Source organism: Blastomonas sp. AAP25 (assembly GCF_001295965.1).
Lineage (GTDB): Bacteria > Pseudomonadota > Alphaproteobacteria > Sphingomonadales > Sphingomonadaceae > Blastomonas > Blastomonas fulva.
This window is the reverse complement of the sequence record NZ_LJHP01000038.1, coordinates 1-25743: the sequence shown is the minus strand read 5'-3', so window position 1 is coordinate 25743 and position 25743 is coordinate 1. Positions and strand designations below refer to the sequence as shown.

Annotated in this window: 28 protein-coding genes; 17 read left to right on the top strand and 11 right to left on the bottom strand. The window is 65.0% G+C overall.

The genetic code is table 11. The annotated features are described in order from the left end of the window. The first annotated feature begins 112 nt into the window (after positions 1-112). From IP68_RS18195 to mtgA, 3 genes are read left to right on the top strand one after another with little or no spacing between them, the layout of a single operon-like run. A complete protein-coding gene (locus IP68_RS18195; protein ID WP_054136442.1) occupies positions 113-679 on the top strand; it encodes a regulatory protein RecX in 567 nt (188 codons plus the stop codon). Beyond that, the gene (locus tag IP68_RS18190) at positions 679-1182 is read left to right on the top strand and encodes a DUF192 domain-containing protein (protein WP_369814877.1); all 504 of its coding nucleotides are present in this window, start codon (positions 679-681) and stop codon (positions 1180-1182) included. Before IP68_RS18195 ends, IP68_RS18190 begins: the two co-directional genes overlap by 1 nt. A gap of 10 nt (positions 1183-1192) precedes the next feature. Further along, positions 1193-1882 (top strand): monofunctional biosynthetic peptidoglycan transglycosylase, encoded by a 690-nt coding sequence (gene mtgA / locus IP68_RS18185; RefSeq protein WP_054136441.1) that lies wholly within the window; start codon positions 1193-1195, stop codon positions 1880-1882. Between the two features lie 4 nt (positions 1883-1886). Here the strand turns inward: mtgA and IP68_RS18180 are convergent, their stop codons facing one another. Further along, positions 1887-2693, bottom strand: a complete 807-nt coding sequence (locus tag IP68_RS18180) for a citryl-CoA lyase (protein ID WP_054136440.1) — start codon at positions 2691-2693, stop codon at positions 1887-1889. Positions 2694-2813: 120 nt separating this feature from the next. Here IP68_RS18180 and IP68_RS18175 point away from each other — a divergent pair, with 120 nt between their 5' ends. The 7 genes from IP68_RS18175 (at position 2814) to IP68_RS18145 (ending at position 10483) form a co-directional block, all read left to right on the top strand. After that, positions 2814-3962 carry a CaiB/BaiF CoA-transferase family protein gene (locus IP68_RS18175; protein WP_054136439.1) on the top strand — a complete coding sequence of 383 codons (1149 nt, stop codon included), beginning with the start codon at positions 2814-2816 and terminating at the stop codon, positions 3960-3962. Next, positions 3959-4840 (top strand): IclR family transcriptional regulator, encoded by an 882-nt coding sequence (locus IP68_RS18170; RefSeq protein ID WP_231684146.1) that lies wholly within the window; start codon positions 3959-3961, stop codon positions 4838-4840. The genes IP68_RS18175 and IP68_RS18170 overlap by 4 nt, the downstream gene beginning before the upstream one ends. A gap of 210 nt (positions 4841-5050) precedes the next feature. Beyond that, positions 5051-7234 (top strand): TonB-dependent receptor, encoded by a 2184-nt coding sequence (locus IP68_RS18165; protein WP_054136437.1) that lies wholly within the window; start codon positions 5051-5053, stop codon positions 7232-7234. Positions 7235-7259: 25 nt separating this feature from the next. Continuing rightward, positions 7260-7862 (top strand): NAD(P)H:quinone oxidoreductase, encoded by a 603-nt coding sequence (gene wrbA / locus IP68_RS18160; protein WP_054136436.1) that lies wholly within the window; start codon positions 7260-7262, stop codon positions 7860-7862. Between the two features lie 42 nt (positions 7863-7904). Next, complete coding sequence (locus IP68_RS18155; RefSeq protein ID WP_054136435.1) at positions 7905-8447, top strand: VOC family protein; 543 nt, start codon at positions 7905-7907, stop codon at positions 8445-8447. Positions 8448-8450: 3 nt separating this feature from the next. Then, the gene (locus IP68_RS18150; RefSeq protein ID WP_054136434.1) at positions 8451-9329 is read left to right on the top strand and encodes an alpha/beta fold hydrolase; all 879 of its coding nucleotides are present in this window, start codon (positions 8451-8453) and stop codon (positions 9327-9329) included. A gap of 23 nt (positions 9330-9352) precedes the next feature. After that, positions 9353-10483: a cobalamin-independent methionine synthase II family protein gene (locus tag IP68_RS18145; protein ID WP_054136433.1), complete on the top strand. Its 1131-nt coding sequence runs from the start codon at positions 9353-9355 to the stop codon at positions 10481-10483. Between the two features lie 3 nt (positions 10484-10486). On the opposite strand, the gene IP68_RS18140 is transcribed toward IP68_RS18145, so the two are convergent. Then, complete coding sequence (locus IP68_RS18140; RefSeq protein ID WP_197275858.1) at positions 10487-13321, bottom strand: PAS domain S-box protein; 2835 nt, start codon at positions 13319-13321, stop codon at positions 10487-10489. Positions 13322-13521: 200 nt separating this feature from the next. On the opposite strand from IP68_RS18140, the gene IP68_RS18135 reads away from it, so the two are divergent. The 5 genes from IP68_RS18135 (at position 13522) to nadA (ending at position 18311) form a co-directional block, all read left to right on the top strand. After that, positions 13522-13893, top strand: coding sequence for a BlaI/MecI/CopY family transcriptional regulator (locus IP68_RS18135; protein WP_054136432.1), 372 nt, complete (start codon positions 13522-13524; stop codon positions 13891-13893). Then, positions 13890-15734 carry a M56 family metallopeptidase gene (locus IP68_RS18130; RefSeq protein ID WP_054136431.1) on the top strand — a complete coding sequence of 615 codons (1845 nt, stop codon included), beginning with the start codon at positions 13890-13892 and terminating at the stop codon, positions 15732-15734. The genes IP68_RS18135 and IP68_RS18130 overlap by 4 nt, the downstream gene beginning before the upstream one ends. An 84-nt stretch (positions 15735-15818) precedes the next feature. Further along, complete coding sequence (locus IP68_RS18125) at positions 15819-16694, top strand: MBL fold metallo-hydrolase (RefSeq protein WP_054136430.1); 876 nt, start codon at positions 15819-15821, stop codon at positions 16692-16694. Further along, on the top strand, positions 16684-17307 hold the full coding sequence (locus IP68_RS18120) for a DUF4230 domain-containing protein (RefSeq protein WP_054136429.1): 624 nt from the start codon (positions 16684-16686) through the stop codon (positions 17305-17307). The genes IP68_RS18125 and IP68_RS18120 overlap by 11 nt, the downstream gene beginning before the upstream one ends. Further along, positions 17304-18311, top strand: coding sequence for a quinolinate synthase NadA (nadA, locus tag IP68_RS18115; RefSeq protein ID WP_054136428.1), 1008 nt, complete (start codon positions 17304-17306; stop codon positions 18309-18311). The genes IP68_RS18120 and nadA overlap by 4 nt, the downstream gene beginning before the upstream one ends. Before the next feature lie 40 nt (positions 18312-18351). Here the strand turns inward: nadA and IP68_RS18110 are convergent, their stop codons facing one another. Genes IP68_RS18110 through IP68_RS20765 form a run of 4 tightly spaced genes read right to left on the bottom strand, consistent with a single transcriptional unit; the run spans position 18352 to position 19950 of the window. Beyond that, complete coding sequence (locus IP68_RS18110; protein ID WP_231684144.1) at positions 18352-19035, bottom strand: lysophospholipid acyltransferase family protein; 684 nt, start codon at positions 19033-19035, stop codon at positions 18352-18354. A 44-nt stretch (positions 19036-19079) separates the two neighbouring features. Further along, positions 19080-19496, bottom strand: coding sequence for a DoxX family protein (locus IP68_RS18105; RefSeq protein ID WP_054136426.1), 417 nt, complete (start codon positions 19494-19496; stop codon positions 19080-19082). Positions 19497-19501: 5 nt separating this feature from the next. Beyond that, positions 19502-19813 (bottom strand): alkylphosphonate utilization protein, encoded by a 312-nt coding sequence (locus IP68_RS18100; protein WP_054136425.1) that lies wholly within the window; start codon positions 19811-19813, stop codon positions 19502-19504. Between the two features lie 8 nt (positions 19814-19821). Beyond that, the gene (locus IP68_RS20765; protein WP_255352559.1) at positions 19822-19950 is read right to left on the bottom strand and encodes a hypothetical protein; all 129 of its coding nucleotides are present in this window, start codon (positions 19948-19950) and stop codon (positions 19822-19824) included. Between the two features lie 268 nt (positions 19951-20218). Here IP68_RS20765 and IP68_RS20360 point away from each other — a divergent pair, with 268 nt between their 5' ends. Further along, positions 20219-20572 (top strand): hypothetical protein, encoded by a 354-nt coding sequence (locus IP68_RS20360; protein ID WP_156318263.1) that lies wholly within the window; start codon positions 20219-20221, stop codon positions 20570-20572. 93 nt (positions 20573-20665) lie between these two features. Here the strand turns inward: IP68_RS20360 and IP68_RS18090 are convergent, their stop codons facing one another. From IP68_RS18090 to dapB, 5 genes are all read right to left on the bottom strand, one after another. Beyond that, positions 20666-21280 carry a hypothetical protein gene (locus IP68_RS18090; protein ID WP_054136485.1) on the bottom strand — a complete coding sequence of 205 codons (615 nt, stop codon included), beginning with the start codon at positions 21278-21280 and terminating at the stop codon, positions 20666-20668. Between the two features lie 163 nt (positions 21281-21443). Then, positions 21444-22193 (bottom strand): endonuclease III, encoded by a 750-nt coding sequence (gene nth / locus IP68_RS18085; protein ID WP_054136423.1) that lies wholly within the window; start codon positions 22191-22193, stop codon positions 21444-21446. Continuing rightward, positions 22190-22894: an aspartate/glutamate racemase family protein gene (locus IP68_RS18080; RefSeq protein WP_054136422.1), complete on the bottom strand. Its 705-nt coding sequence runs from the start codon at positions 22892-22894 to the stop codon at positions 22190-22192. Before IP68_RS18080 ends, nth begins: the two co-directional genes overlap by 4 nt. Beyond that, positions 22894-24084, bottom strand: a complete 1191-nt coding sequence (locus IP68_RS18075; protein WP_054136421.1) for a M48 family metallopeptidase — start codon at positions 24082-24084, stop codon at positions 22894-22896. Before IP68_RS18075 ends, IP68_RS18080 begins: the two co-directional genes overlap by 1 nt. A gap of 57 nt (positions 24085-24141) precedes the next feature. Beyond that, positions 24142-24873, bottom strand: a complete 732-nt coding sequence (dapB, locus tag IP68_RS18070; RefSeq protein WP_054136420.1) for a 4-hydroxy-tetrahydrodipicolinate reductase — start codon at positions 24871-24873, stop codon at positions 24142-24144. Between the two features lie 54 nt (positions 24874-24927). Between dapB and IP68_RS18065 the strand changes: the two genes are divergently transcribed. Further along, positions 24928-25629 carry an NAD-dependent deacylase gene (locus IP68_RS18065; protein ID WP_054136419.1) on the top strand — a complete coding sequence of 234 codons (702 nt, stop codon included), beginning with the start codon at positions 24928-24930 and terminating at the stop codon, positions 25627-25629. The last annotated feature ends 114 nt before the right edge of the window (positions 25630-25743 follow it).

Here is a 25743-nt window from a genome sequence, read left to right as displayed (position 1 = left end):
GGCGATGAACAGGGCGCGGCGCGCGCAGGTCCATCCCCAAAATACTCCAGCCGCCGCTCTAGCCGACGACAGGCGTTCTAATTTCGGCCCGACTGTGGCACAAAAAAGGCGCATGTTTTCCAGATCGCGATCCGACCGGGCCGAACGCCGCCCGCCCAAGCCGCTCAACGAGACGAGCCTGAAGGATCTTGCTCTGCATTATCTGGGGCGCTTTGCCTCGACCCGCGCGAAACTGGTGCAGTATCTTGAGCGCAAGCTGCGCGAGCGCGGCTGGGATGGCGATACCCCGCCCGATCTGGTGGCGCTGGCCGACCGGTGCGCGGAACTGGGCTATGTCGACGATGCTGCCTATGCCGCGATGAAGGGCGGGGCGCTGCTGCGCCGGGGCTATGGCGCGCGGCGGGTGGAGCAGGCGCTGCAGGCGGCAGGCGTCAAGGAGCCCGATCGCGACGAAATGCGCAGCGCGGGCAGGGACCAGGCGGTGAGCGCCGCGCTGGCCTTCGCCAAACGCAAGCGGGTCGGCGCCTTTGCCGACCAGCCCGCCGATCCGGACAAACGCCGCAAGCAGCTGCAGGCATTTATCAGGGCGGGACATGATTTTGCACTCGCCCGGCGCATCGTTTTCGCCGATAGCATGGAAGAGATTGCGGGGCTGGAAGAGGACTTTGGGAGAGAATGATGGTCATGAAATGGTGTGCGACCACGATTGCGACACTCGCACTGGTCGCCTGCAACGCCACCGCCCCCAGCGATGCGATCGCGCAGCGGCCCGCGGCCGACGCTTCCGCGCTGTCGCCCGCCGGGCTGCAGCTCGTACCGTTGACCATTGATAGCAAGGGCAAGCGCCACACCTTCACGGTCGAGGTCGCAGGCACCTCGCAGGAACAGGCGCAAGGGCTCATGTTCCGCACCGAACTCGCGCCAGATGCGGGGATGATCTTCCCGTTCCCCACCCTCAAGCCCGCCAGCTTCTGGATGAAGAACACCGTGATCCCGCTCGACATCATCTTCGTGCGTGCCGATGGCAGCATCGAGAGCATCGCGGACAACACCACGCCCTATTCGCTCGATGCGGTGAGTTCGCAGGGACCGGTGGCTGCGGTGCTGGAGCTTGCCGGCGGCCGCGCAGCACAGCTGGGGATCAAGCCCGGCGATATCGTCAAATGGCAAACCAGGCGCTGAGCACCGCATCATGGCCGCACGCAAACGCGGGTTTCTGGCCCGGTTGATCGCACTGGTGTTCAAGCTGATCTTCGGCTTCGTCGCGCTGTCGCTGCTGATGGTGGTGATCTACCGGTTCGTGCCGCCGCCGACCACGATTACCATGCTGACCGACAGCAATGGTGCGACCCGCGACTGGACTCCGATCGAGCGGATCGACCGCAACATGGTGGCAGCCGCGATCGCGGCGGAGGACGGCAAGTTCTGCACCCATAGCGGGTTCGACCGTGAGGCGATCGAGGCTGCGGTGCGGCGCAACGCGCAGGGCGGCCGCATCCGCGGTGGATCGACGATCAGCCAGCAGACCGCAAAGAACGTGTTCCTCTGGCAGAATGGCGGCTTCTTCCGCAAGGGGCTGGAAGCCTGGTTCACGGTGCTGATCGAGACGATCTGGGGCAAGCGCCGGATCATGGAGGTGTATCTCAACGTCGCCGAGACAGGAATCGGCACCTATGGGGTCGAGGCGGGCGCGCAGCGCTATTTCGGCAAGGGCGCAGGCTCGCTCAGCCGCGACGAGGCCGCGCGCATGGCCGCAGCGCTGCCGCTCCCCAAGAAGCGGTCGGTCAAGAGCCCGAGCGGCTTTGTGCGGCGCTATGGCAACAACATCGCGCGGCGCATCCGGATCGTCCAGCGCGACGGGCTCGACGCCTGCACGCGGTAACTGATCAGCCTTCGGAAGAAGCGGTGCTTTGCGGGCCGTCATAATCGATCGCTGCGGCCGCTGCGCCGGACATGATGAAGCCGATCGGCCGGTCGATTTCCTCGTGCAGATGCCCGATCAGGCTTGCGGTGCGCGCGAGCAGCGAGATGCCCTTCAGGGCTCCGACCGGAAAGCCGACATCGAGCATCACCGCGGGGATCGCGCCGTTGACGTTGATCGGCAGCGGACGCCCCAGGCTTTCGGGAAGACAATCGCGCAGCGCATACAGCATGCCGATATGCTCGCCGACGATGCCGTGCTCCTCGGCCATTTTCAGCAGCAGCAGCGCACGCGGATCGCCTGCGGAGTGCTGCGGGTGGCCGAAGCCGGGGATCGCCTGTCTGGTCGCACGCAGCGTGCGGACGCCTTCCGATGCGATCTCGGCCGGCGTTCCCTCGCCGCTGCGCACCTTGGCCACCAGATCGGCATAGAAGCGCCCGGCAACCTCCGCGCTGCCCAGCACCACCGATCCGCAGCCCAGCAGGCCTGAAGCGACCGCACCGTGAAACGCTTCGGGCGCGGCGGCGTAAGTCATCCGGGCGGCGACGACGCTGGGCACCAGCCCGTGTTCGGCGATCGCGGCCAGCACGGCGTTGGCGAACAGCTTCTGCACCTCGGTCGGTTCGCTGCCCGTTACCAGCAGCCAGAAATAGCTGGTGAAGTCCATCTTGCCGATGATGTCGTCGCACAGATCGCGCCCGCGCACGGTGATGCTGCTGGCATCCGATGTGCAGATGGCGGTGTAGGGAGCGTCCTGCTTGCCGATGCGCATGAAAAGAGTCCTTTGCGTTGCTCTGCTGCCGGGCCGGGGCCCCGGGTTAGATAAATTCGATTTACGAAGTTGATTTCGTATATCGAATTTTCTATGGGTGCGTGTCAGGGAGAAGTCAATATGGCCAAGCCGCTTGCCAATGTCACCGTGCTCGAAATGGGCACGTTCATCACCGGGCCCGCCGCTGGCATGATGCTCGCCGACATGGGTGCGGATGTCATCAAGGTCGAGCGGCCCGATGGCGGCGATCCGTTCCGCGCGTTTCGCGGCGGGCTCTACAGCCCCCATTTCCAGACCTACAACCGCAACAAGCGCTCGGTCACGCTCGATACCCGCGGCGGTGCCGATCTCGAGGCGTTCGACCGGCTGATCGCCAGCGCCGATGTCTTCATCCAGAATTTCCGCCCCGGCGTCGCCGACAAGCTCAATGTCGACCCCGAACGGCTGCGCGGCATCAATCCCCGGCTGATCTATCTGTCGATCTCGGGCTTCGGCGCGACCGGCCCCGACCGCGACCGCCCCGCCTTCGACACCGTCGCGCAAGCAGCCAGCGGCTTTCTGCGACTGCTGGTCAACCCCGAGAACCCCCGCGTCGTCGGCCCGGCGCTCGCCGATGCGATCACCGGCTTCTACGGCGCTTATGGCGTGCTCGCGGCGCTGCACGAGCGGGAAAGCACGGGCAAGGGGCGCCTGGTCGAGGTCTCGATGTTCGAGGCGATGGCGCATTTCAACCTCGACGATTTCACGCACTATTTCTCGGAAGGCGAGGTCATGGGCCCGTACAGCCGGCCCAATGTATCGCAATCCTATGTCTTCCAGTGCGCCGGCGGCGACTGGCTGGCGCTGCATATGTCGTCACCGCCCAAGTTCTGGGAGAATCTGGCAACCGCTGTCGGCCAGCCCGATATGCTGCAGCGGCCCGAATTCGCCAGCCGCGATGCGCGGATCGCCAATTACGAAAAGGTCGCAGCCTTTCTCGCCCCGCTGTTCGCCGCGCGCAGCCGCGCCGAATGGTGCGCGACGCTCGAGCAGCTCGAAGTGCCACATTCGCCGGTCTATTCCGCGCCAGAAGTCGTCGAGACCCCGCAGGCGCAGCATCTGGGCCTTACCGTCGAGGACCCCGATGGCCCGCATGGCCGCTTCCGCACCATCCGCTCGCCGGTGAGCTTCGATGGCGAGCGCGCGACTTCGGTTACCGCGCCGCCGGTGCTGGGTCAGCACAATGAAGAGGTGCTGGGGCTGGCCGATACGTCCGCTGCGGCCGAGTGAGCCTGCTGACCCCCATCGACAGCACCGCCTTGCCTGTAGCCCTGGCACAGGCTAGCGGTGGAGCGATGGAAGACGCGGCAAAGCCCGGCAAAGACAGCGAGTATCTCTCGACCCTCGAACGCGGGCTCAAGGTGCTGCGCGCGTTCGATGCGACGCATCCCGAAATGCAGCTGAGCGAAGTCGCGCAGGTCACCGGCTTGAGCCCGGCAGTGGCGCGGCGCTGCCTCAACACCTTGGTGCAACTGGGCTATGTCGCACAATTCGGGCGCAAGTTCCTGCTGCGGCCCGAGGTGCTGTCGTTCGGTACCGCCTATCTCTCCTCGATGAACGTCGAGCAGGTGATCCTGCCGCCGCTGCAGAAATTGCGCGACGATACCGGCGACAGCGCTTCCATGGCGGTGCTGTCGGGCACCGATATCCTCTATGTCGCGCACGTCTCGACCAACCGCCGGATCCGGCTGGGCGCGAATGTCGGCACGCGCTTTCCGGTACATGCGACGTCGCTGGGCAAGGTGCTTCTGGCGTTCCAGCCCGAAGCGGTGATCGCGCAGTATATGGCCGCGGTCGATCTCCAGCGCTTCACCGAGCGGACCGTGACCAGCCACGCGGCGCTGGAACAGCGGCTGCAGGGCGCGCGCGAGACCGGCTATGATTCGGCGCTCGACGAGCTCGATTATGGCATCGTCTCGGTCGCGGTGCCGGTGTTCGATGCCAATCGCAAGGCGATCGCCTCGATCAACTGCTCGACCTCGACCACCCGCATCTCGCAGGACGAACTGGTCCGCACGCGGCTGCCGATGCTGCGCGAGGCCTCGGCCGAAATCGGCAACGCGCTGCAGCGCTGGCCGACCCTGATGCACTCGCTGCAACACAACTGATCTTCTGAAAATCGATGGACGCAAGAGGCTGCCCCGGCGGGGCGGGCGGGCTGGTGTTGCCTGCTTCGCACAGTGGCAGGAAACTTCGCATATCGAACTTGACTTCGTAATACGAACAATTTACCTCAAATCATAACCCGCGCGCAGAGCCCTCAAGGGCCGCGGCAGCGACCGTGGCGGGACATCACAGGATGAGGGGTACTGGTGGATATGTCCGGATTGTGGAACAGGCTGCTTCTGGCAGGATCGACGTCGGCGCTGGCGCTGGCATGTGCAACGCCGGCCCTGGCGCAGAGCCAGGCTGCCCCGGCTGACGACGAAGGCGAGATCGTTGTCACCGCTCTGCGCCGCGACACCAATCTGCAGGACACCCCCGCCGCGATCACCGCGTTCAACGCCGAGACGATCGAGAATGCCGGGATCGACAAGGCCGCGGACTTCATCGGCCTGACCTCGAACGTCCAACTGATCGAGACGCAGAACGCGGGCAACGCCTTCGTCATCATCCGCGGGATCACCCAGAACCGCAATTCCGAGCCCTCGGTCGCCGTGGTGGTTGACGGAGTGCAGCAGGTCAATGCTGCCCAGTTCAGCCAGGAATTGTTCGATATCGAGCAGATCGAAATCCTCAAAGGTCCGCAGGGCGGCCTGTATGGACGCAACGCCATCGGCGGCGCGATCATCATCAACACCAAGCAGCCCAGCGACCAGTTCGAGGGCCGGGTGTTCGCCGGGATCGACAACGGCTTCGGCTACACGCTGCGCGCAGGCGTTTCAGGCCCGATCAGCGACACGCTCAAGTTCCGGCTGTCGGGATCGTACCGCGACACCAACGGCTATATCCCCAACACCTTCCTGGGCGAGGATGCCGATCCGCTCGAGGACATCTCGCTGCGCGGCAAACTGCTGTGGATCCCGACCGATAAGCTGACCGTCGATCTGCGCGCCTCGATGTCGCTGCTGCGCACCCAGGCGCTGTACTACAACATCGTCGCCGACGTGAACGACACCAGCCTGCCGGTGCGCGTCAACAATGCCGGGCAGAACGACCGCGACATTTACAACGTGTCTGCCAAGATCGATTACAAGGCCGACTGGGGATCGATCACCTCGGTCACCTCGTACGACACGCTGTCCGAAATTCTGACCGGCGACGCGTTCAACTTCCTTCCGATCCAGGAATCGCTTTTCTTCGCGATCTTCGGCTTCGATCTCAACCAGAGCCAGTTCCTCGATGTCGAGGCGATCAGCCAGGATCTGCGCATCCAGTCGGCGGACGGGCAGAAGTTCAATTGGTCGGTGGGCGGCTATTTCATCGACACCAACCGCTATATCTCGACCGGCAACATGGTCGATACCGGCGCGGGCGTGTTCCCGGTGTTCCGCACCCCCAGCACCAATCCGCTCAATCCGCAGGCGACCTTCCTGGCGGATTCGCAGAGCAATTTCGCCTGGGCGCTCTACGCCAATGTCGGCTATGAATTCTCCGAAGCCTTCCGCGTCGATGCCTCGCTGCGTTATGACCGCGACAAGCGTCGCAACCGGACTTTGACCCCGACCGCGTTCATCCCGGTGGTCCCGGGCTTCCCCACTGGTCGCACCGGCGAAGTGCGCCGCGAGACCTTTGACGAATGGCAGCCCAAGATCACGCTGACCTACAAGCCGGTCGACAATGTCACGATCTATGGCGGCTACAGCCGAGGCTTCCGCTCGGGCGGGTTCAACCAGACCGGCGTCGGCGCAGTGGCGGCGGGCACCGGCGTGGTGGGTGTCGCGGACATCTATGAGGCCGAGGTCGCCGACACCTTCGAGATCGGCGTCAAGACCACTTTGTTCGACCGGATGCTGACGCTCAACGCCAGCGCCTACACCACCAAGTCTGAAAACGGCTATTTCTTCGTCTTCCTCGCCGCCAACTCGACGCAGAACCTGGGCAATGTGCCCGAGGTGCAGCTGCAGGGCTTCGAGATCGATGGCACGCTGCGTCCCGCGCGCGGGCTGGACATCAACTTCGGCCTCGGCGTCACCTACAGCGAGATCAAGGAATTCCCCGACCCCACCGTGATCGGCAACGAAGCCCCGTTCATCTCGCGCTACACGATCAACCTGGGCACCCAGTACGAGAGCAACCTGGGCGACAGCGACCTCAAGGGCCGTATCCGGGTGGATTACAACCGCACCGGCAAGACCTGGTTCGATGTGCCCAACTCGACCGTGCGGCGGCCGGTGGACCTCGTCAACGCGCGGCTGACGCTCGATGGCGGCGCCTGGTCGCTGACAGGCTTTGCCGACAACCTGTTCAACAAGCGCTACAATGCCGAGTTCTCGCCCGGCGGCTTCGTGTTCAAGGGCCGCCCGCGCGTCTTTGGACTCGAAGCGCTCTACAAGTTCTGATCCTCACGATAACGGGAAACCACCAGTGGCACGCATCCTCATCCTCTACTATTCGGGCTATGGTCACACCGAGGTGATGGCGGGTGCCGTCGCTGATGGCGTCAATGCGGTTGCGGGCTGCGAGGCAGTGGTCAAGCGCGTGCCCGAACTGGTGTCGGACGAGGTTGCTGCGGCCGTGCACATGAAGATCGATCAGGCAGCTGCGTTCGCCAGCCCGGATGAGCTTGCCGATTATGACGGCATCATTTTCGGCACGCCCACCCGTTTCGGCAACATGGCCGCGCAGATGCGCAACTTCCTCGACCAGACCGGCGGGCTGTGGGCCAAGGGCGCGCTGGTCGGCAAGCCGGGCAGCGTCTTTGTCTCGACCGCCAGCCAGCATGGCGGGCAGGAGACCACGATCACCTCGTTCCACACCACGTTGCTCCACCATGGCATGATCGTCATCGGCCTGCCCTACAGCTTTGCCGGCAACACCATCATGAGCGAGATCAGCGGCGGCACGCCTTATGGCGCGAGCACGATCGCAGGCGGCGACGGATCGCGCATGCCATCTGAAAACGAGCTTGCAGGCGCGCGCTTCCAGGGCGAGCATGTCGCCCGCATCACGCTGAAGCTGGCGGCCTGACCGCGGCCTGCCGGCGGTGTGAGAGATATTGAGGAGGATGCGATGAGCGTATTGGTCAACCGTTTGCACCACACTGCCTACACCACCCGCGATCTCGAGGCGACACGCGCGTTCTACGAGGACGTGCTGGGCTTTCCTCTGGTCGCGACCTATTGCGAGATGGACGAGCTGTTCGGCAAGGAGCGGACCTATTGCCACTGCTTCTTCGCGATGAAGGATGGCAGCGCGCTTGCCTTCTTCCAGTTCGCCAACGAGGACGACCAGGCCGAATTCAGCCCGCCAATCCCCGAATCGCCGTTCCATCACATCGCGCTGCATGTCGATCAGGATGCGCAGATCGAGCTCGAGCGGCGCATTGCTGCTGCCGGCATCGTCGAGCCGCAGACCTACATCCTTGAGCACGGCTATTGCCGCTCGGTCTATGTCAAGGACCCCAACGGCATGATCATCGAGTTCACCTGCGATGCGCCCGAGGCGCTGGCGATCGAGGCCGATGTGCGCGCCAAGGCGCGGACCGAGCTCGCACGCTGGCTGGCGGGCGACCACAGCAACAACAATACCTTCCGCAGCGTCGAAGCGGCCTGATTGATGGCTGGCCCGGTTGGCAGGCTGGGCGCCGCATTTGCGACGATCCCGCCTGCCGCCGTGCTGGGCGGAGAGACGTTCTGGCTCGATGTCGGTGACGGCCGGCTGGCGGTCGAGACGATCGGGCGCGGGCCTGCGGTCGTTCTGCTGCACGGCTGGACGCTCGACCGACGGATGTGGACGCTGCAGGCCCGCGCGCTGGCCGACCGGTTCACGCTGATCGCGATCGACCGGCGGGGGTTCGGCCAGTCGGCCCTGTCGCCCTGCCGCGCGCGCGAGGTCGAAGATCTGGCCAGGCTTGCCGACCGTCTGCAGCTGGCAAGCTTCCATCTGGTGGGCATGTCTCAGGCGGGCGCGACCGCGATCGCGTATGCGATGGCGCACCGCGACCGCATCGCCACCCTGGTGCTGCAGGGCATCTCGCTGGCCGGAATCCCCGATCATTCGAACGCATCGGACACCATACCGCTCGCCGATTATGCCGACATGGTGCGGGCCGGGCGGCTCGCCGAGATGAAGCGGCACTGGGCCGATCATCCGCTGATGGCGGGCCTGACGGGCGAGGCGGCGGACATCGGCGCCGCCATGCTGGCCGATTATGACGGCAGCGACCTGCTCGCAGGTCCCGCAGGACCTTCGGCGCGGCTGGACAGCATGGCCGCGCTCTCCGTGCCGGTGCTGGCGATCACCGGTGATGCCGACACCCCCTGGCGGCGCACCGTGACCCAGGCGCTGGCGCGCAGTGCGCCGCTGGGCCAGGCGCGCTTCGTGCGCGGCGCAGGCCATCTGTGCAACCTCTCGCACGGGCTGGAATACAACGCCGCGCTGTGCGCCTTTCTTGCCCGGCCGCTGATGCCGGTGCCCGATGCCGTGAACGACTGACCTTGCAATGGAGTATCCCGCCGATGGCCGCGCCTGACCGTTTCTGCACCACCCATGTCGGCAGCCTGCCGCGGCCCGAAGCCCTGCTCGATCTGGTGTTCGCGCGCGAGGGCGGGGAGCAGGTGTCCGAGGCGGACTTCGATGCCGCGGTCGAGCATGCGACCGCTTATGTCATCAAGCGCCAGATCGAGGCGGGGGTGAGCATCGTCAACGATGGCGAGCAGTCCAAGCCCAGCTATGCGACTTATATCAAGCACCGGCTCTCGGGCTTCGGCGGCGAGGCGGGGCAGTATGAATTCGCCGATCTCGAAGCCTTTCCTGGCGCAAAGGCGCAGGTTTTCGGCAACACGGGCCGCGCCAAAAGGTCGGCCCCGGCGTGCACCGCGCCGATCACCGTGATCGACATGGAAGCCCCGCGGATCGATGCCGAGCGGCTGAAGCGGCTCGCAAACGGCCACGCCACCTTCATGTCGGCGGCTTCGCCAGGGGTGACCGCCCTGTTCTTCCCCAACCAATATTATGCCAGCGACGAGGAGTATGTCTTCGCGCTCGCCGAGGGACTGCGGCACGAATACGAGACGATTGCCGCTGCCGGGATCACCTTGCAGGTCGATTGTCCGGACCTTGCGATGGGCCGCCACGTGCAGTTCACGCACCTGAGCCTCGAGGACTTCCGCAAGCGGATCGGCATGAACATCGCGGCGCTCAACCACGCGGTGCAGAACATCCCGGCAGAGCAGCTGCGGATGCACCTGTGCTGGGGCAATTACCCGGGTCCGCACCATTGCGACGTAGCGCTGGGCGAGATTGCCGATATCGTCTGGACCGCCAAGCCGCAGACCGTGCTGATCGAGGGCGCGAACCCTCGCCACGCGCATGAGTTCGCCTTTTTCGAGGAGCACCCACTCCCCGAAGGCAAGATCCTGTGCCCCGGAATGGTCGAACCGCAGAGCCCGTATATCGAGCATCCCGAGCTCATCGCGCAGCGCATCGGCCGCTATGCCGATCTGCTGGGCCGCGAGCGGGTGATGGCGGGCGTGGACTGCGGCTTTTCGGTCCATGCCGGCAGCAACAGCCTCGACCCCGAGATCGTCTGGGCCAAGCTCGCCGCGCTGTCACAAGGTGCCGCCATCGCCAGCGCACGCTACTGGTAAGGCTCAGGCCGTTGCGCGCGCGTCGAGCGCCTCGCGCACTTTGCGCGCCAGCATCTCGCGGGTGTAGGGCTTGCTCAGCAGCCTGACGCCTGCTTCCAAAGTGCCGCCATGGACGATGCCCTTTTCGGCATAGCCCGAGGTGAACAGCACCGCGAGTTGCGGGATCAGCTGCACCGCACGCTTGGCAAGCTCGTGGCTCTGCACCGGTCCCGGCATCACGACATCGCTGAACAGCATGTCGAGCGCGGTGCCGCTCTCGACGATGGCGAGGCCGGCGGCGGCATCGCGCGCGGTGAGGGTGGTATAGCCCAGCTCGCCCAGCAATGCGGTGACGGTGGTGCGGACATCGTCATCGTCCTCGACCACCAGGATCGTCTCGCTGCCGCCCGATATGGTGTCGGAGCGCCGCTCAAGCGCTGCGGTGTCGGGGGTGGTTGATCGCGGCAGATAGATGCGGAAGGTCGTGCCGATTCCCGGTTCGCTGTACACCGTGACATGCCCGCCCGATTGCTTGATCAGGCCATAGACCATGCTGAGGCCGAGCCCTGTGCCCTTGCCCACCTCCTTGGTGGTGAAGAACGGCTCGAAGATCCGGTCGCGCACATCGGGCGGCATTCCGCTGCCGGTGTCGGTTACCGAGACCATGACATAGTCGCCCGCCTGCATGTCCGGGTATTTGCAGGCGAACAGGTTGTCCACTGCGGCATTGGCCATCTCTATGGTGAACAGTCCGCCGCCGGGCATCGCATCGCGCGCGTTGATCGCCAGGTTCAGGATCGCGTTTTCCAGCTGGCCATCGTCGACGAAGCAATCCCACAATCCGGTCTGAGCGGTGGTCTTGAGGCCGATGTGTTCACCCAGTGCGCGGCGCAGCATGTCTTCCAGATTGCCGACCAGGCGCGGCAGGTTGACCGGCTTGGGCGCCAGCGGCTGCTTGCGGCTGAAGGCGAGCAGCTGCTGCGCCAGCCTCGTGCCCCGCGCCACGCCCGACAGCGCCAGGTCAAGCCGCTGGCGCGCGCGCTCGTTGCCCGCGACATCGCGGCCGAGCAGCTCCAGGCTGCCGCCGATGATCTGTAGCAGATTGTTGAAGTCGTGCGCGACACCGCCGGTCAGCTTGCCCACCGCTTCCATCTTCTGGGCATGGCGCAGCTGCGCCTCGGCGGCATCGCGCTCGGCCAGCGCCTTTTCAACCTGTGCCTTGAGTTCGGCGTTGAAATTCTCGCGCGCCATCCGCGCCTCTAGCTCGGCGGTGATGTTCTTGACCTCCAGAACGGTCCCGATGGCAATGCCCGAGCCGTCCTGGATGGGGCTGGCGGAATAGGAGACCGGGTAGAAGCTGCCATCCTTGTGGATGAACACTTCTTCGCCCTGCACCTGATTAACCTCGGGCAATGCTCGGTCGATCGCACATTCGGCCAACGGAAATGGCTGCCCGCTGGGCCGGGTGTGGTGGATGACATCGTGGAGAATGCGGCCTTCGATTTCGGCGAAGCGGTAGCCTGTCAGTCGCTCGGCCGCATCGTTGAGGTAAACGCACTGCTGCTGGTCATCCATCAGGAACACCGCCATTGATGTGTTGCCCAGCACGGTGTTGAGGCGGTTGGTGACGCTTTGCAGCTCGCGCATCGTGCGGTCGCGTTCGGTGATGTCCTCGATCGCGGCGTAGAACAGCCGCTGCTGCTGATCGACAAGCAATTGCAGGCGGACCGCGACGTTGTAGTCGGTGCCATCCTTGCGGCGGTGCACCGTCTCGAAGGTCAGCATCTGCTGTTCGCCCGCGAGCAGCGGTGCGATCAGCGCGCGGAAGGTGTCCGCATCGATCATCGGCTTGATGTCGATCGGGGTCAGCGACCGGAGCTCTTCCATCGAATAGCCCAGATTGTCCCGTGCGCCGCGGTTGACCAGGATGAAGTTGAGCGTGTCCGCATCGAACAGGAACGCCTCGCTGACCGCATCCTCGACAATCCGCCCCAGCCGCTCGACGCTGGAGGAGGATTTGAGCCGTTCGAGTTCGGCGGCGGAGCGACCGGCGAACAGTTCGAGGATTAGTGCGGGCTGGATATGCTCGTCGATCGGGGCATCGTGCATCACCGACAGCAGGCCGATCAGCTTGCCGGTGCTCGAATGCAGCGGGACGCCGAGATAGCTCTCCACGCCCATCTCCACCAGCATGTGGTCATCGGGATACTGCGCTATCGCGTCCGATCGCACGAAGCAGATCCGGTTCTGCGCGACATCTTCGCAAGGCGTTCCGCGCAGGGCGTAATCGGTGCTGGGCTGCAGGCTGCCGTCCGCCCAGAAGCGGACGGTGCGCGCGGTGACGGGGTTGTCGGGGTCGATCTCGGCGATCGTCACCCATCGCACCCTCAGCGCGCCGGCGAGCACCTCCACCGCCTTTTCCAGGAAAGGCTCGCCCACCAGCCGAGCGCAATCGATGAGCGGCTGCTGGATGTTGCGCATCCGCAGCTTGCGCGACATGTCCTTGGCCACGATCCAGAATCCGTCCGAGCCATCACCCTGGGTCGAAGCGGGGGAAATGCTGAGGCTCAGGCTGGTGGGAACGCCGTTGCGATGATGCGCGACCATGTCGCAACCGCCCGTGCCGTTGGCGATTCCTCGCTCGAGGCATGCCCGCAATGAGGCCGCATCAAGCTCGGGCAGCACCTCGGTCACCGGTTGGCCGATGATATCCGCCGGCGAGTATCCCAGCGAATCGGCGGCAGCGGCGTTCCAGGCGCGGATGGTCCCGTCCTCGGCCAGCCCGATGATGATGTCCGAGCTGAAATCGAACGCGCCGACCGGCTGCATCAGCAGCGGCTCTGTTGTCGGGGAGTCCATAGTTGTCATTATCCCCCTAAGCCTTCGGTGCGACCCCAAAGCCCGTGAAGCTCCAGAAGACAGAAAACCCTCAGCCACGGAAATGTTCCGCCCCGGCCCAAAAGACCCGGCGCGATCGGGGAGAAATCGCACTTTGCCGTTTACAGGCGTAGTCGAATCGATTACACCCGTGGTCGAACTGTTGCAGAGAGACCCGATTCATGGCCCCCGAACGTATCAGCGATGCCGAACATGCGGTGATGGAGGTGCTGTGGCAGCGATCCCCCTTGACCGCAGCCGATGTTGCCGAAGCGCTCGCCGATGCGCGCGACTGGACGCTGCAGACGGTCAAGACATTGCTCTCGCGGCTCGCGAACAAGGGTGCGGTTTCCTACGAACAGGACGGCCGCCGCTATCTCTACAGCCCGATTCTGGCGCGCGAGGATTATGTCGGCGATGAATCACGGCGGTTGGTCGATCGGCTTTTTGGCGGCCGTGCCGCCCCGCTTATTGCGCATCTGGCCGAACAGCAGAAATTCACGGCGGAGGATTTGGCCGAAATCGAGCGGCTGATCGGGGAGTTGAAGTCATGATCGGGGATGGACAGGTGAGTGCGTGGCTGCAGGATTTCGCGCATGGCGTGACCGGGCAGTGGCTGGTCGAAACGTTGATCGTCACCGCAGCGCTGATGGCGCTGGTGCTGGTGCTGCGGCGACCCGTCGCGCGGCATTTCGGCGCGGAGATCGCCTATCTGCTGTGGGCGATCCCGCTTGCGCGGCTGTTCATGCCGCCGGTGGTGCAGACGATCGAGGTTCCGGTGAGCGCGCCATCTGCGCAGGACGTGCCGGGCACCGCCGCGATGGCGATGCCGGTCGCCGACATCGCAAGCCCGGTCGATGCGATGCCCGAGCCAGCGTTCGCCAATGGCTTGCTGGTCGATGCCGACTGGTTTGCGATCGGTGTCACCATCTGGCTATGCGGTGCGGCGATATTCCTGATCGCGCAGCTGTCCGCCTATCTGCAGAACCGGCGCGAACTGCTCGAGGACGCTGTCGAGGTCTCGCGGATGGACGACATTCGCGTGATCGAGATCGCCGGGATCGCCGGACCCTTCGCCTTCGGGCTGTGGCGGCGGTACATCGCGCTGCCGATCGGCTTTACCCAGGCGTACAACCCGATGGAGCGCGAACTGGCGCTGGCGCATGAGCGCTCGCATCACCGGGCGGGCGACCTGTGGGCGAACTTTGCCGCGCTCGCGATGCTGTCGCTGCACTGGTTCAACCCCGTCGCGTGGATGGCATGGCGCGCGTTCCGCTTCGATCAGGAAGCTGCCTGCGATGCCCGTGTGCTGCGCCGCCGCTCGTCGGCCGAGCGCACCGCTTATGCCCGCGCCATCGCCAAGGCGGCGACCGGCCACACATTGGCCTTTGCCAGCCCGCTCAACCCCAAGGAAAAGATCGTCGAGCGTCTCAAGATCATGAAGCAGCAGGACACATCGCGCACCCGCAAATGGCTGGGCGGCACGCTGATCGGCGGCGGTCTGATTACCGCGATGGCGATGACCGCCACGGTCAGCTATGCCGTGCAGCCGGTCTCGCCGCCGGACGCGCCCCGGGCGCCGCAAGCGCCGCTTGCGCCCGAAGCACCGGATGCGGCAGACGCCTGGGCGGCACCCGAGGCCCCCGACGCACCCATCCCTCCGGTGATCAAGGATGGCGTGTACATCTACACCGTCAAACGCGGTGACAACACCGTCACGCTGCGTCTTGATGGCCCCACCAGCCGCGCCGAGATAGACAGCAGGGTTGCCGAAGCCGAAGCGTCGCGCGCGATGGCAGAAGCCGATTTGGCGGTTGCGCAATCCGATCGCGCAATTGCTGCCGCAGACGCCATGTCTGCAGCCACCGAGGCCCGCGCCACGGCAATGGACAGGGCCGAGCGTAACCGCGCGCACTCCATGGACCGCGCACAGCGCATGATCGTGCGCACCGGATCGCCCGAGAATTACGTCATCGAGATGGGCAAGGGCCACAAATTGCGCGTCCGGACCAACGACTGCAACGGCAAGCCCAAGTCCGCCGCGTTCATGACCCATACCGAAACCAGGAACGGCAACGTCACCCGTACCAAGGTCGTCACCTGTGGACAGGTGATGCCCAACGAGGCGGAAATTCTAGCCAATATCGAAAAGGGAATGGCCGAGGCGCGCCGCAGCATGGAAGTGGCTCGTGCCGAAGTTCGCAGCAACAAATGGCTGAGCGACGAGGACCGTGCCGAGGCATTGCGCGGCCTGGACGAAGGAATGCGCGAGCTGCGCGCCGATCTTGCCGAGGCGCGGCGCGATCTGCACCGGGATCTCGAAGACGCCCGCCGCGACATGCGCGCCATGCCTGCGCCGCCTGTTCCGCCGGCGCCGCCTGCCGAACGCAACTGATCGCAGCCCGTTGCGGCGAGCGGGGGCAGCGCAAATATTGCGCCGCCCCTTTCGCTTTGGGGCGATCAATGCCACTTAGGCGCGATGGAACTGCCTGCTGATCTTCCGACCGGCCTTGCCGAAACCATCGAACCGCTGGTGCGCCGCGTGCTCGCGGGCAACCCGTCCGCGTTCACCTATACCGGCACCCAGACCTATGTCGTGGGCAAGGGCGCAGATGTCGCGGTGATCGATCCGGGTCCGGCGGACCCTGCGCATATCGAGGCGATCCTGGCGACCGTCGGCGATGCGCGCATCGCCGCAATCATGTGCACCCACACTCATCGCGACCACAGCCCCGCCGCAGCGCCGCTCGCGGCGCGCACCGGCGCGCCGATCATCGGCTGCGCAGCGCTGATTCTCAGCGACGACGGCCCGCGCTCCGACGAGGCGTTCGATACCACCTACGCGCCCGACCGGGTGCTCGCCGATGGCGAGAGCGTGTCGGGCGATGGCTGGACATTGCAGGCGGTTGCGACCCCGGGGCACACCAGCAACCATCTGTGCCTGGCTCTGGTCGAAAGCGGCGCGCTGTTCACCGGCGACCATGTCATGGGCTGGTCGACCAGCGTGATCTCGCCGCCTGATGGCGACATGGCCGATTATATGGCGAGCCTCGCCAAATTGCAGGAGCGCTCCGACCGCGTCTATTATCCCGCGCACGGTCCTGCGGTCGAGAACCCGGCCCAATTGGTGCGCGGCATGATGGGCCACCGCAAGCAGCGCGAGCGGCAGGTGCTGCGCCAGCTCGAGGCAGGCCCGCAGGCCATCCCCGACATGGTACCGCAGATGTACAAGGGCATCGATGAACGCCTGTACGGCGCGGCGGGCCGTTCGGTGCTCGCGCATCTGATCGATCTGAAAAACCGCGGCGCGGTCCGCCTCGAAGGCGACGTCTGGGCGCTGATCCATGGCGATTAAGGGCAGTACTGCCGGCCTGCTGTTAGCAGGCGCGCTCGCGCTAGGCGCTGGCGGCACCTGGCTGGCGTCGGGGCTGATCGAGGACGACAATGTGGTGTCGGCCGAAGCGATGCTCGCCGGGTTCGAGCGGCGCAACCAGCTGGTCGTGCTGGTCGCGCAGGTGGTGCCCGTGGTCACCAACAAGGACCCCGGCTTTATCGGCATGTTCGATGCCGAGCAGACCGCGATCATCCCGGCCACCGTGAGCTATTCGGTGAACATGGCGAAGATGGGCCCCGATTCTGTCGCATGGAACGAGACCGAGCGGCAGATGACAATCACCGTGCCGCCGGTGATGATCCAGCCGCCCAACCTTCAGGAGCAGCAGGCGCGCTATTATCGCGACGGGCTGTGGGTCACTGGGGCGAGCGTGGAGCGCCTGTTCAAGGCCAACTCCGCCGCCGCGCTCAAACAGGCGCAGACGCTGGCGCGCAACGAATCGCTGGTGGCGATCGCCCGCGCCAGCGCGCGCGATGCCGTCGAGCGCAACGCGCGTGCGTATTTGAGCGGCGCAGGCATACAAGATGCTGTAGTGACCGTGCGAATTGCCAACCAGGGAGCCAATCTGCAATGACCGCCCAACCCCGTGAGAACCTGTCCGGCCTGGATCTGCGCGCCGAAATCGACCGGCTGCGCAAGGAGAGGAACGCGGTCATTCTGGCGCATTACTACCAGAAGCCCGAAATCCAGGACATCGCCGATTTCGTCGGCGATTCGCTCGAGCTGTCGCGGATCGCGGCGGAGACCGACGCCGATGTGATCGCGTTCTGCGGCGTGAAGTTCATGGCCGAAACCGCCAAGATCCTGAGCCCCGACAAGATCGTCATCCTTCCCGATATGGATGCCGGTTGCAGTCTGGAAGACAGCTGCCCGCCCGACAAGTTCGCCGCGTTCCGTGCCGAGCACCCCGATCACATTGCGCTCACCTATATCAACTGCTCGGCGGCGGTGAAGGCATTGAGCGACATCATCGTGACCTCGTCGTCTGCGGAAAAGATCCTCAGCCAGATCCCGGCGGACCAGAAGATCATCTTCGGCCCCGACAAGCATCTGGGCGGCTATCTGGTGCGCAAATTGGGCCGCGAGATGCTGCTGTGGCCCGGCGTGTGCATCGTCCACGAGGCATTCAGCGAGACCGAGCTGTTGAAGCTCAAGGCGCAACATCCCGATGCGCCTGTCGCCGCGCACCCCGAATGCCCCGCGCACATCCTCGATCATGCCGACATGGTGGGATCGACCAGCGCGATCCTGAAATTCGCCAAGGAAACCACAAGCGACACCGTGATCGTCGCGACCGAGCCGCACATCATCCACCAGATGGAAAAAGCGGTTCCGGAAAAGACCTTCATCGGCGCGCCGGGTGCGGACGGCAACTGCAACTGCAACATCTGCCCGTACATGGCGCTCAACACGATGGAAAAGCTCTACGTCGCGCTGCGCGATCTGGAGCCGCGGATCGAGCTCGACGAGGCGCTGCGCCTCGACGCGAAGAAGTCGCTCGACCGGATGCTCGAAATGGCGAGCAGCACCGTGGGGCAGGGTGATCTTGGCCGCCCCGATCTGGCGCATCAGGACTGATGCGTCTGGCCTGACGCCTGACACATCAGGCTTGGGGCGCTCAGCCCTTCGGGGCTGAATGCACCGCATTGCGCCCCGCCATCGCCGCGTAGAAGGCGAAGGCGGGCGCCATGTCCTTCTCGTAATCGCCGGTCGGGTGGATCACCGGACCAAGCCCTGCGCGGCGGTTGCCATAATCCATGAACCCGCAGACGATCGGCACGCCCGCGCCATAGGCAATGCGGTAGAAGCCGGTGCGCCACGCGGTCACCGCCTTGCGCGTGCCTTCGGGCGCGATCGTCAGGATGAAGTCCTCGCGCGCGGCAAACTCGGCGATCATCTGCTGCACCATGTCGCCGGCTGCGCTGCGATCGACCGGAACTCCGCCCATCTGCCGCATGAAATTGTGGAACGGCCAGCGGAACAGCGAGGTCTTGGCCATGAAATGCGTCTCGAGCCCCAATTCGCGGGTGACGCCCATATAGTTGGGGAAGTCCCAGTTGCTGGTGTGCGGCACCGCGATGATGATGTAGCGGCGCTCGGGCGGCGGCGTGCCGGTCGCCTGGAAGCGGTGACGGCGATAGATGAACATCATCAGCGCATACAGCGCGCGCGCGGCCCAGCCAAGATGCGCGGTCGAAGGCTCGCGCGACGGGGAAGGCACAGGCTCGCTCGCGTTCATCATCCGTCCCCACACCTTGATGCAGGGCTCTTGCCCGGCATGATGGCCGGGCGCCGCTGTCACTGGATTCGCCTAGTGGCGCAAAGTGCGGGGCAGATCAATTGCCGTTACGGCATGTTTTGTTCGCGCCGGAACGGCCAGTCGGTTACACCGGCCACCCAAAGCGCCCACCAGATGATCACCGGCTGCAGCAGCAGGCGCGGGGCGTGATAGGCCCAAGGCAGAGTCCGCCCGCCCACCGCGATGTCATTGACCGCGTGGTTGATGTTGGCGGGCCACACGCACAAGGCATAAAGCGCAAGCCCGATCCCTGCGGCAAAGCGGAGCCGCGGTACCATCAGCCCGATCGCGCCTGCAATCTCGGCAACGCCGGTCAGGAAGACCACTTCGTCGGGAAACGGTACCCAGGCGGGCGTAATCGCCAGGAAGCCGCCGGGTGAGCGGATGTGGATGACGCCTGCGGCAAAATAGATCAGCGCCAGCAGCCAGCGAAATCCGGTGCGGACAGCGGACTGGCGCGGCATCAGCGTCAGCGCTTGCGGACGAACTCGGCGCGCAGCACCAGACCCTTGATGCCGTCGAACCGGCAATCGATCTCCTGCGCGTCGCCGGTCAGCCGGATCGACTTGATCACGGTGCCGCGCTTCAATGTCTGGCCCGCACCCTTGACCTTGAGGTCCTTGATCAGCGTCACCTGGTCGCCATCGGCGAGCAGGGTGCCTGCCGAATCGCGCACCTCGACCGCCTCGTCTTCGGACGGCGCGATAGTCAGATCGCCGGGGGCGGCCCATTCGCCGGTCGCTTCGTCATAGACATAATCGTCGCTGTCGCCGCTGTGCATCGGTCGGTTCAGCTCTTGAGCGTGACGATGGACAGGCCGCCGGGCTTGGTCGACGGGTTCGATGCGTTCTGCGGCTTGGGCTTTTCGGCCTTGGGCTTGCGGGTCTCGCGATTGGTCTTCTTCTGGCCTTTTGCCATGGTCATTTCCTTGTCCAGGCGCAGCGCCCGGAGCGCGGCTATAGCGCTAAATGCCGTGCAAAGCGCGTCAATTCGCGTGGCTTGCATGCGCCCGGTTTGCCAGCGCGTTATGCCAGTGAAGCCATCCGGCAGCGCAGTTTTGCGAGATTTTTGCTGATGTCTACTATTGGGGAAAATTTCAAACAGCGCGAATGGCAGCAATTCGGTGGATGGCCGACGTATGAGACTATACACTGGCTTGAGTCAGTATGGTCAAAGGTCGTGAGCGGTGGCTTCAATTTATAATAAATTTATTAAGGAGTTAGGGAAGTTCATGTTTATGAGCTGCGCATTATCTGCACTCCCTCTCCTCGCCACCCGCTTGGGTGCGGGCATAGGCACGTTTGTCTCAACGGTTTTCCTATCCGTACTCGGATTGTTAGTTTGGGGCGGCTTTTTCAAGAATGCCCCAAAATGGAATGCGCTTGGTGTTGTTCCAGCATTGTCAATCTCCACCGCGCTTTTGAATTATCACTGGAAAAGTCCGGTCGCAGACTTTCCTTGGGCGATAGGCTTGCTAACGGTATGGATCGTTAGTGGAGCTCTTTTTACCTATCTAGCACTTGCTAGAGCATCCAAATGAGGTGAATGTCGAGCCTTGGATGAGTTGCAGCGAACAGCCGCAACGGGGTCGGCAAAAGAATTTGCGCTTATGCCCGCATTCCCGCCGCCACTTCTACCAGCCCCAAGGGGTCGGCGGCGGGGCGATCGGCTGGCTCAGATCGAACTCGACGCGGAAGTTGCGCGCATTGGGTCCGTCGGGGCGGCGTAGGGCATAGGCATAGGTGTCTGCGTCGATCTCGACGATCCAGCTGTTGGTCACCGACCCGGTGAGACCCTGCGCGCGGAACATCGCGATGCTTTCGGCATCGACCGGGAACGTCTGCTGGCCGGGTGTGCCGGGGGTGGCGGTGTCGCCGCCGTACTGGGTGACCTTGTCGATGCTGCCGTCCTCGTGGCGGTGGTCGTGCTTGAGGCGGAGACCCGTCCCTGTCCGGGTGATGATCCAGGTTCGCGAGCGGTTCCAGCCGCCGTTTGCGGTGCCGACATGGAAGGGGATTTCCATCCGGTCGGCGCTGCACGAGCGGAAATGGACGATCATCGGCTTGCCTGCCAGATCGGCATCGGCGGCGTCGTTGCTCACCAGCTTGCCGGGATAGGCCTTGCCGCAATGCTGCGCCAGATTGGCGAGGAACGCGGCCTGCGGATCATCGGCGGGCGGGGTGGTGGTGCAACCGGCGAGCGCGAACAGCAGCGGAGCAAGGGCGAGCGGGGTGTTCAAGCGGGTCATTGCGCCACGCTGGCTCATTGAGGCGGTGTTGTCGAGCCGAAGCGCCACCAAGTTGTTCCCCTGCGAAGGCAGGGGCCCATCTCCTGCTGGTGCGTCTCGTCAAACGGTGGCTTTGCAAAGGTACCGTCGGGAGATGGGCCCCTGCCTGCGCAGGGGAACCGGTTCACGCTTGGGGATCGATGATCTCGACCGGCTTCACCACCTTCACCCGCTTCTTGCGCGCCGGCGCGGGCTTGTTGGCGCGGTGCTTGAGCGCGGCTTTGGGCACAGGCGCGTCCGGCCCGTCGGGCTTGGGCTTGAAGCGGCACAGATCGGCGACCGGGCAGCGCCAGCATTCGGGGCAGCGCGCCTTGCAGATATAGCGGCCGTGGAGGATCAGCCAGTGATGGCCATGGACGCGGAACGGCCCCGGCGTGCCCTTGTCGAGCGCGCGTTCGACATCGAGCACATTGCGCCCCGGCGCCAGCCCGGTGCGGTTGCCGACGCGGAAGATGTGGGTGTCGACCGCGAAGGTCTCCGCCCCGAACGCGGCGTTGAGCACGACATTGGCGGTCTTGCGCCCGACCCCGGGCAAGGCGGTGAGCGCGTCGCGATCATTGGGCACCTCGCTGGCGTGCCGCGCGATCAGCGCTTCGGACAGTGCGATCACGTTCCTGGCCTTGGCGTTGAACAGCCCGATGGTCTTGATGTGCCCCTTGAGCCCGACTTCGCCGAGATCGACCATCTGCTGCGGCGTCTTGATCCCCTCGAACAGCGCGCGCGTCGCCTTGTTGACCCCGACATCGGTCGCCTGCGCCGAGAGCACGACTGCGACCAGCAGCTGGAAATGGTTGCCATATTCCAGCTCGGTCACCGGCGCGGGGTTGGCTTCGGCGAGGCGGCGGTAGAATTCGAAGGTATCGGCCTTGTTCATGCGCCGCCTTGTGCCAGAGCTGCCTCCACCGCTGCAAGCGCATGCAGCGTGGTGGTGTCGAACAGCGGAACCGGGCTGTCGCTCTGGTCGACCAGCAGCATGATCTCGGTACAGCCCAGGATGATCGCCTGCGCCCCCTGATCGGCCAGCCGTTGCATGATCGTGCGATAGAGTGCGCGCGATGGCTCGGTGACCACCCCGCGCACCAGCTCGTCATAGATGATGCGGTGCACGTCGCTGCGATCACCGCTGTCCGGGGTGATCACCTCGAGGCCGAAGTTGCGCTGCAACCTGTCGCGCAGGAACGGCTGCTCCATGGTGAAGGCGGTGCCCAGCAGGCCGACCTTTGTCAGACCCTGCGCGGCGATCGCGCGGCCAACGGGATCGGCGATGTGCAGCAGCGGAATGGCAACCGCGTCCTGCACCGCATCGGCCATCCGGTGCATGGTGTTGGTGCAGATCACCAGCAGCTGCGCGCCGCCGCGCTCGGCCTGCAGCGCGGCGTCGATCATCGCGTCGGTCAGCGCGTCCCATTCGCCCGCATGCTGCAGCGCCTCGATCTCGGCGAAGTCCACCGACACCATCACGCTGGGCGCGCTGTGCGTTCCGCCCAGCCGCCGCCGTGTTTCCTGGTTGATCAGCCGGTAATACTGCGCCGAGCTCTCCCAGCTCATCCCGCCCAGCAGCCCGATGGTGCGCATCAGGGGTTGGCGGAAGCCGCAGGCGGGGGTCCCGGCGGATTCTTGGCCTTCCACTCCATCGCGCGCGCCACGCGGCGTTCGACCGAGGGGTGCGAGTAGAACAAAGCCTCCTGCACCGGGTGCGGGCGCGGATAGCGGTACTCGGCGGTCTTGACGAGCGCGCCGGAGAGCGCGTCGGGCAGGTTGACCATCTGCAGCGAATAGGCGTCGGCCTCGCTCTCGCTGATCCGGGTGAGGCTGTTGGCCACCGGCACCGCGAACACGCCGAGGAACGACAGCACGAACAGGAACACCGGCAAGCCGCGCGGATCGCCGATCTCGGTCACTTTGCTGCCGAATGCCCGTGCGAACCGTGCAAACAGCCGGTCGGCCAGGAAGAAGAAGATCACCGCCAGCACGCTCAGCACCAGCACCGAGCGCCAGACATGGCCGAGCACGTAATGACCGATCTCATGCCCCGTGACCGCGCGGACCTCGTCCAATGAGGCCTGCTTGAGCGCGACATCCGAGATCGCGATCCGCGCCGCGCTACCCACGCCCGAGACATTGGCGGTGAAATTGTTCGACTGGCGCGAACCGTCATAGATGAAGATGCGGTCCTCGGGGATATCGACCTGCTTGGCCATTTCCAGCACGGCATCGCGCACCGGGCCGGCGGGGATCGGCTTGTAATCGTTGAACAGCGGTTCGATCAGCGTCGGCGAGAGCAGCAGCATGACCGACACGACCACCGCCGAAAAGCCGCCCGACCACAGCCACCAGCGCTTGCCGGTACGGCGGATCAGCGCATAGATGCCCAGGAAGAACAGCCCGCCGCCGATGGTGGCGATGGTCATGCCGATGGCATCCTGCATCAGGAAATCGGACAGCGGCTGCTGGGTGCGGTCATACATCCGCTCGTGGCCCCATTCGGCCCAGATGTTCCAGGGCAGGGTGATGATCGCCGAGACGATGAACAGCCCTGCGGCGGTGGCAAAGGTGCGCAGCGCCCAGCCGCGCTTTTCGAGCTTCGCCCAGATCCGGTCGGTGATACCCAGCTTGACCAGAATGACGGTCGCCAGCGCCGAGACCAGCAGCCCCCACAGGATCATCCAGTGGCCATCCATGGTATAGGCCGCAGACTTGGCGAGCGCCTCTGCCCCCAGCCCGTCGATATAGGCCTTGGTCGCCGCTTCCGGATTGAATGCCATGCCGTTCCCCGCTGTATTGTGTATATAATACAGGCTTAGTCGGGCCTTGGCGTGCCGTCAAGCCAGCCCCAGCACCTGCGGCATGGTATAGCGCCCGGCGGGCTTGTCGTGCAGCCACAGGCACGCCTTCACCGCGCCGCGCGCAAACACCATGCGGTTTTCGGCGCGATGGGTCAGTTCGATGCGCTCGTCGTCGCTGGCAAGGTAGACGGTGTGGTCGCCCGCCACCGATCCGCCGCGCAAGCTGGCAAAGCCGATCGCGCCGCGCGCCCGCGCGCCGGTGACGCCGTCGCGGCCGCGCTCGCTGTCGCGGGCCAGATCGATGCCCCGCGCCTTGGCCGCCGCCTCGCCCAGCAGCAACGCGGTGCCCGAGGGGGCATCGACCTTGTGGCGGTGGTGCATCTCGGCGATCTCGATGTCCCAGTCCTCGCCCAGCCTCAACGCCGCCTCGTGCACCAGATGCGCGAGCAAAGTGACGCCGAGCGAGGTGTTCCCGGTCTGCAGCACCGCGATCCGGTCGGCGGCGGTGTCGATCAGCCAGTGGTGGCGTTCCACGAGGCCGGTGGTGCCGATGACGATCGGGATGTTCGCAGCGACCGCTGCCTCCAGATTGGCTTCCAGCGCTTGCGGAGAGGAGAAATCGACAAGGATGTCGCTTTCTGCCGCCAGGCTGAGCGGATCGCCGCCCTTGTCGATCCCGCCCGAGACGCTGGCACCTGCATCCGCAATCGCCGTCGCCAGCGCCTGTCCCATGCGGCCTGCATTGCCGATAATTCCGATGCGCGTCATCGCGTTCCTGCTCTTGCTTGTATCCAGGCCGGTCCATGCCGTATTGCGCCCGCTATGGCAAAGATTCCCAGCATCGTCATCCTCACCGGCGCCGGCGTGAGCGCCGAGAGCGGCATCGATACCTTCCGCGCGGAAGGCGGGTTGTGGGAGCAGCACCGGGTGGAGGATGTCGCCACCCCCGAGGCGTTCGCGCGCGACCCCGATTTGGTGCTGCGCTTCTATGACATGCGCCGCGAATCGATCCAGACCAAGCAGCCCAATCCTGCGCACGAGGCGCTGGCCCGGCTCGATGCGGCATGGCCGGGCGAGCTGCTGATCGTGACGCAGAATGTCGACGACCTGCACGAGCGCGCGGGCGCGAGCCGGCTGCTGCACATGCACGGCACGCACCTCACCGCCTGGTGTCTGGCGTGCGACGCGCGGCCAGGCTGGCGCGGAACGCTGATCGACCGGCCTACCTGCCCCGCATGCGGCACGCCGGGGCAGCTGCGGCCCGACATCGTCTGGTTCGGCGAGATGCCCTACGAGATGGAGCGGATCTACGAGGCGGTGGGCGCTTGCGACCTGTTCGTCTCGATCGGCACCTCGGGCGCGGTCTATCCCGCCGCCGGGCTGGTCCGCGAGGCGCGCGCGCGCGGCGCCCGGACACTCGAGCTCAACCTAGAGCCCAGCCAGGGCAGCCATTTCTTCCACGAATCACGCCATGGCCCGGCGTCGCTGCTGGTGCCGCAATGGGTCAGCGAGGTGTTGGGGTAAAGCCGACTCAAAAATCCTCCCCGAGCTTGTCTCGGGGAGGGGGACCGCCGACCGGAGGTCGGTGGTGGAGGGGAGGCGAGATAGTGTGCAGGTGAAGGTGGCGCGACCCCGCTG

Bases quoted from the DNA above. Each gene is read 5' to 3' on its own strand.
- IP68_RS18195 (WP_054136442.1), top strand. From the start codon at position 113: ATGTTTTCCAGATCGCGATCCGACCGGGCCGAACGCCGCCCGCCCAAG.
- IP68_RS18190 (WP_369814877.1), top strand. From the start codon at position 679: ATGGTCATGAAATGGTGTGCGACCACGATTGCGACACTCGCACTGGTC.
- mtgA (WP_054136441.1), top strand. From the start codon at position 1,193: ATGGCCGCACGCAAACGCGGGTTTCTGGCCCGGTTGATCGCACTGGTG.
- IP68_RS18180 (WP_054136440.1), bottom strand. From the start codon at position 2,693: ATGCGCATCGGCAAGCAGGACGCTCCCTACACCGCCATCTGCACATCG.
- IP68_RS18175 (WP_054136439.1), top strand. From the start codon at position 2,814: ATGGCCAAGCCGCTTGCCAATGTCACCGTGCTCGAAATGGGCACGTTC.
- IP68_RS18165 (WP_054136437.1), top strand. From the start codon at position 5,051: ATGTCCGGATTGTGGAACAGGCTGCTTCTGGCAGGATCGACGTCGGCG.
- IP68_RS18155 (WP_054136435.1), top strand. From the start codon at position 7,905: ATGAGCGTATTGGTCAACCGTTTGCACCACACTGCCTACACCACCCGC.
- IP68_RS18150 (WP_054136434.1), top strand. From the start codon at position 8,451: ATGGCTGGCCCGGTTGGCAGGCTGGGCGCCGCATTTGCGACGATCCCG.
- IP68_RS18145 (WP_054136433.1), top strand. From the start codon at position 9,353: ATGGCCGCGCCTGACCGTTTCTGCACCACCCATGTCGGCAGCCTGCCG.
- IP68_RS18140 (WP_197275858.1), bottom strand. From the start codon at position 13,321: ATGGACTCCCCGACAACAGAGCCGCTGCTGATGCAGCCGGTCGGCGCG.
- IP68_RS18135 (WP_054136432.1), top strand. From the start codon at position 13,522: ATGGCCCCCGAACGTATCAGCGATGCCGAACATGCGGTGATGGAGGTG.
- IP68_RS18130 (WP_054136431.1), top strand. From the start codon at position 13,890: ATGATCGGGGATGGACAGGTGAGTGCGTGGCTGCAGGATTTCGCGCAT.
- IP68_RS18125 (WP_054136430.1), top strand. From the start codon at position 15,819: ATGGAACTGCCTGCTGATCTTCCGACCGGCCTTGCCGAAACCATCGAA.
- IP68_RS18120 (WP_054136429.1), top strand. From the start codon at position 16,684: ATGGCGATTAAGGGCAGTACTGCCGGCCTGCTGTTAGCAGGCGCGCTC.
- nadA (WP_054136428.1), top strand. From the start codon at position 17,304: ATGACCGCCCAACCCCGTGAGAACCTGTCCGGCCTGGATCTGCGCGCC.
- IP68_RS18105 (WP_054136426.1), bottom strand. From the start codon at position 19,496: ATGCCGCGCCAGTCCGCTGTCCGCACCGGATTTCGCTGGCTGCTGGCG.
- IP68_RS18100 (WP_054136425.1), bottom strand. From the start codon at position 19,813: ATGCACAGCGGCGACAGCGACGATTATGTCTATGACGAAGCGACCGGC.
- IP68_RS20765 (WP_255352559.1), bottom strand. From the start codon at position 19,950: ATGGCAAAAGGCCAGAAGAAGACCAATCGCGAGACCCGCAAGCCCAAG.
- IP68_RS18090 (WP_054136485.1), bottom strand. From the start codon at position 21,280: ATGACCCGCTTGAACACCCCGCTCGCCCTTGCTCCGCTGCTGTTCGCG.
- nth (WP_054136423.1), bottom strand. From the start codon at position 22,193: ATGAACAAGGCCGATACCTTCGAATTCTACCGCCGCCTCGCCGAAGCC.
- IP68_RS18080 (WP_054136422.1), bottom strand. From the start codon at position 22,894: ATGCGCACCATCGGGCTGCTGGGCGGGATGAGCTGGGAGAGCTCGGCG.
- IP68_RS18075 (WP_054136421.1), bottom strand. From the start codon at position 24,084: ATGGCATTCAATCCGGAAGCGGCGACCAAGGCCTATATCGACGGGCTG.
- dapB (WP_054136420.1), bottom strand. From the start codon at position 24,873: ATGACGCGCATCGGAATTATCGGCAATGCAGGCCGCATGGGACAGGCG.
- IP68_RS18065 (WP_054136419.1), top strand. From the start codon at position 24,928: ATGGCAAAGATTCCCAGCATCGTCATCCTCACCGGCGCCGGCGTGAGC.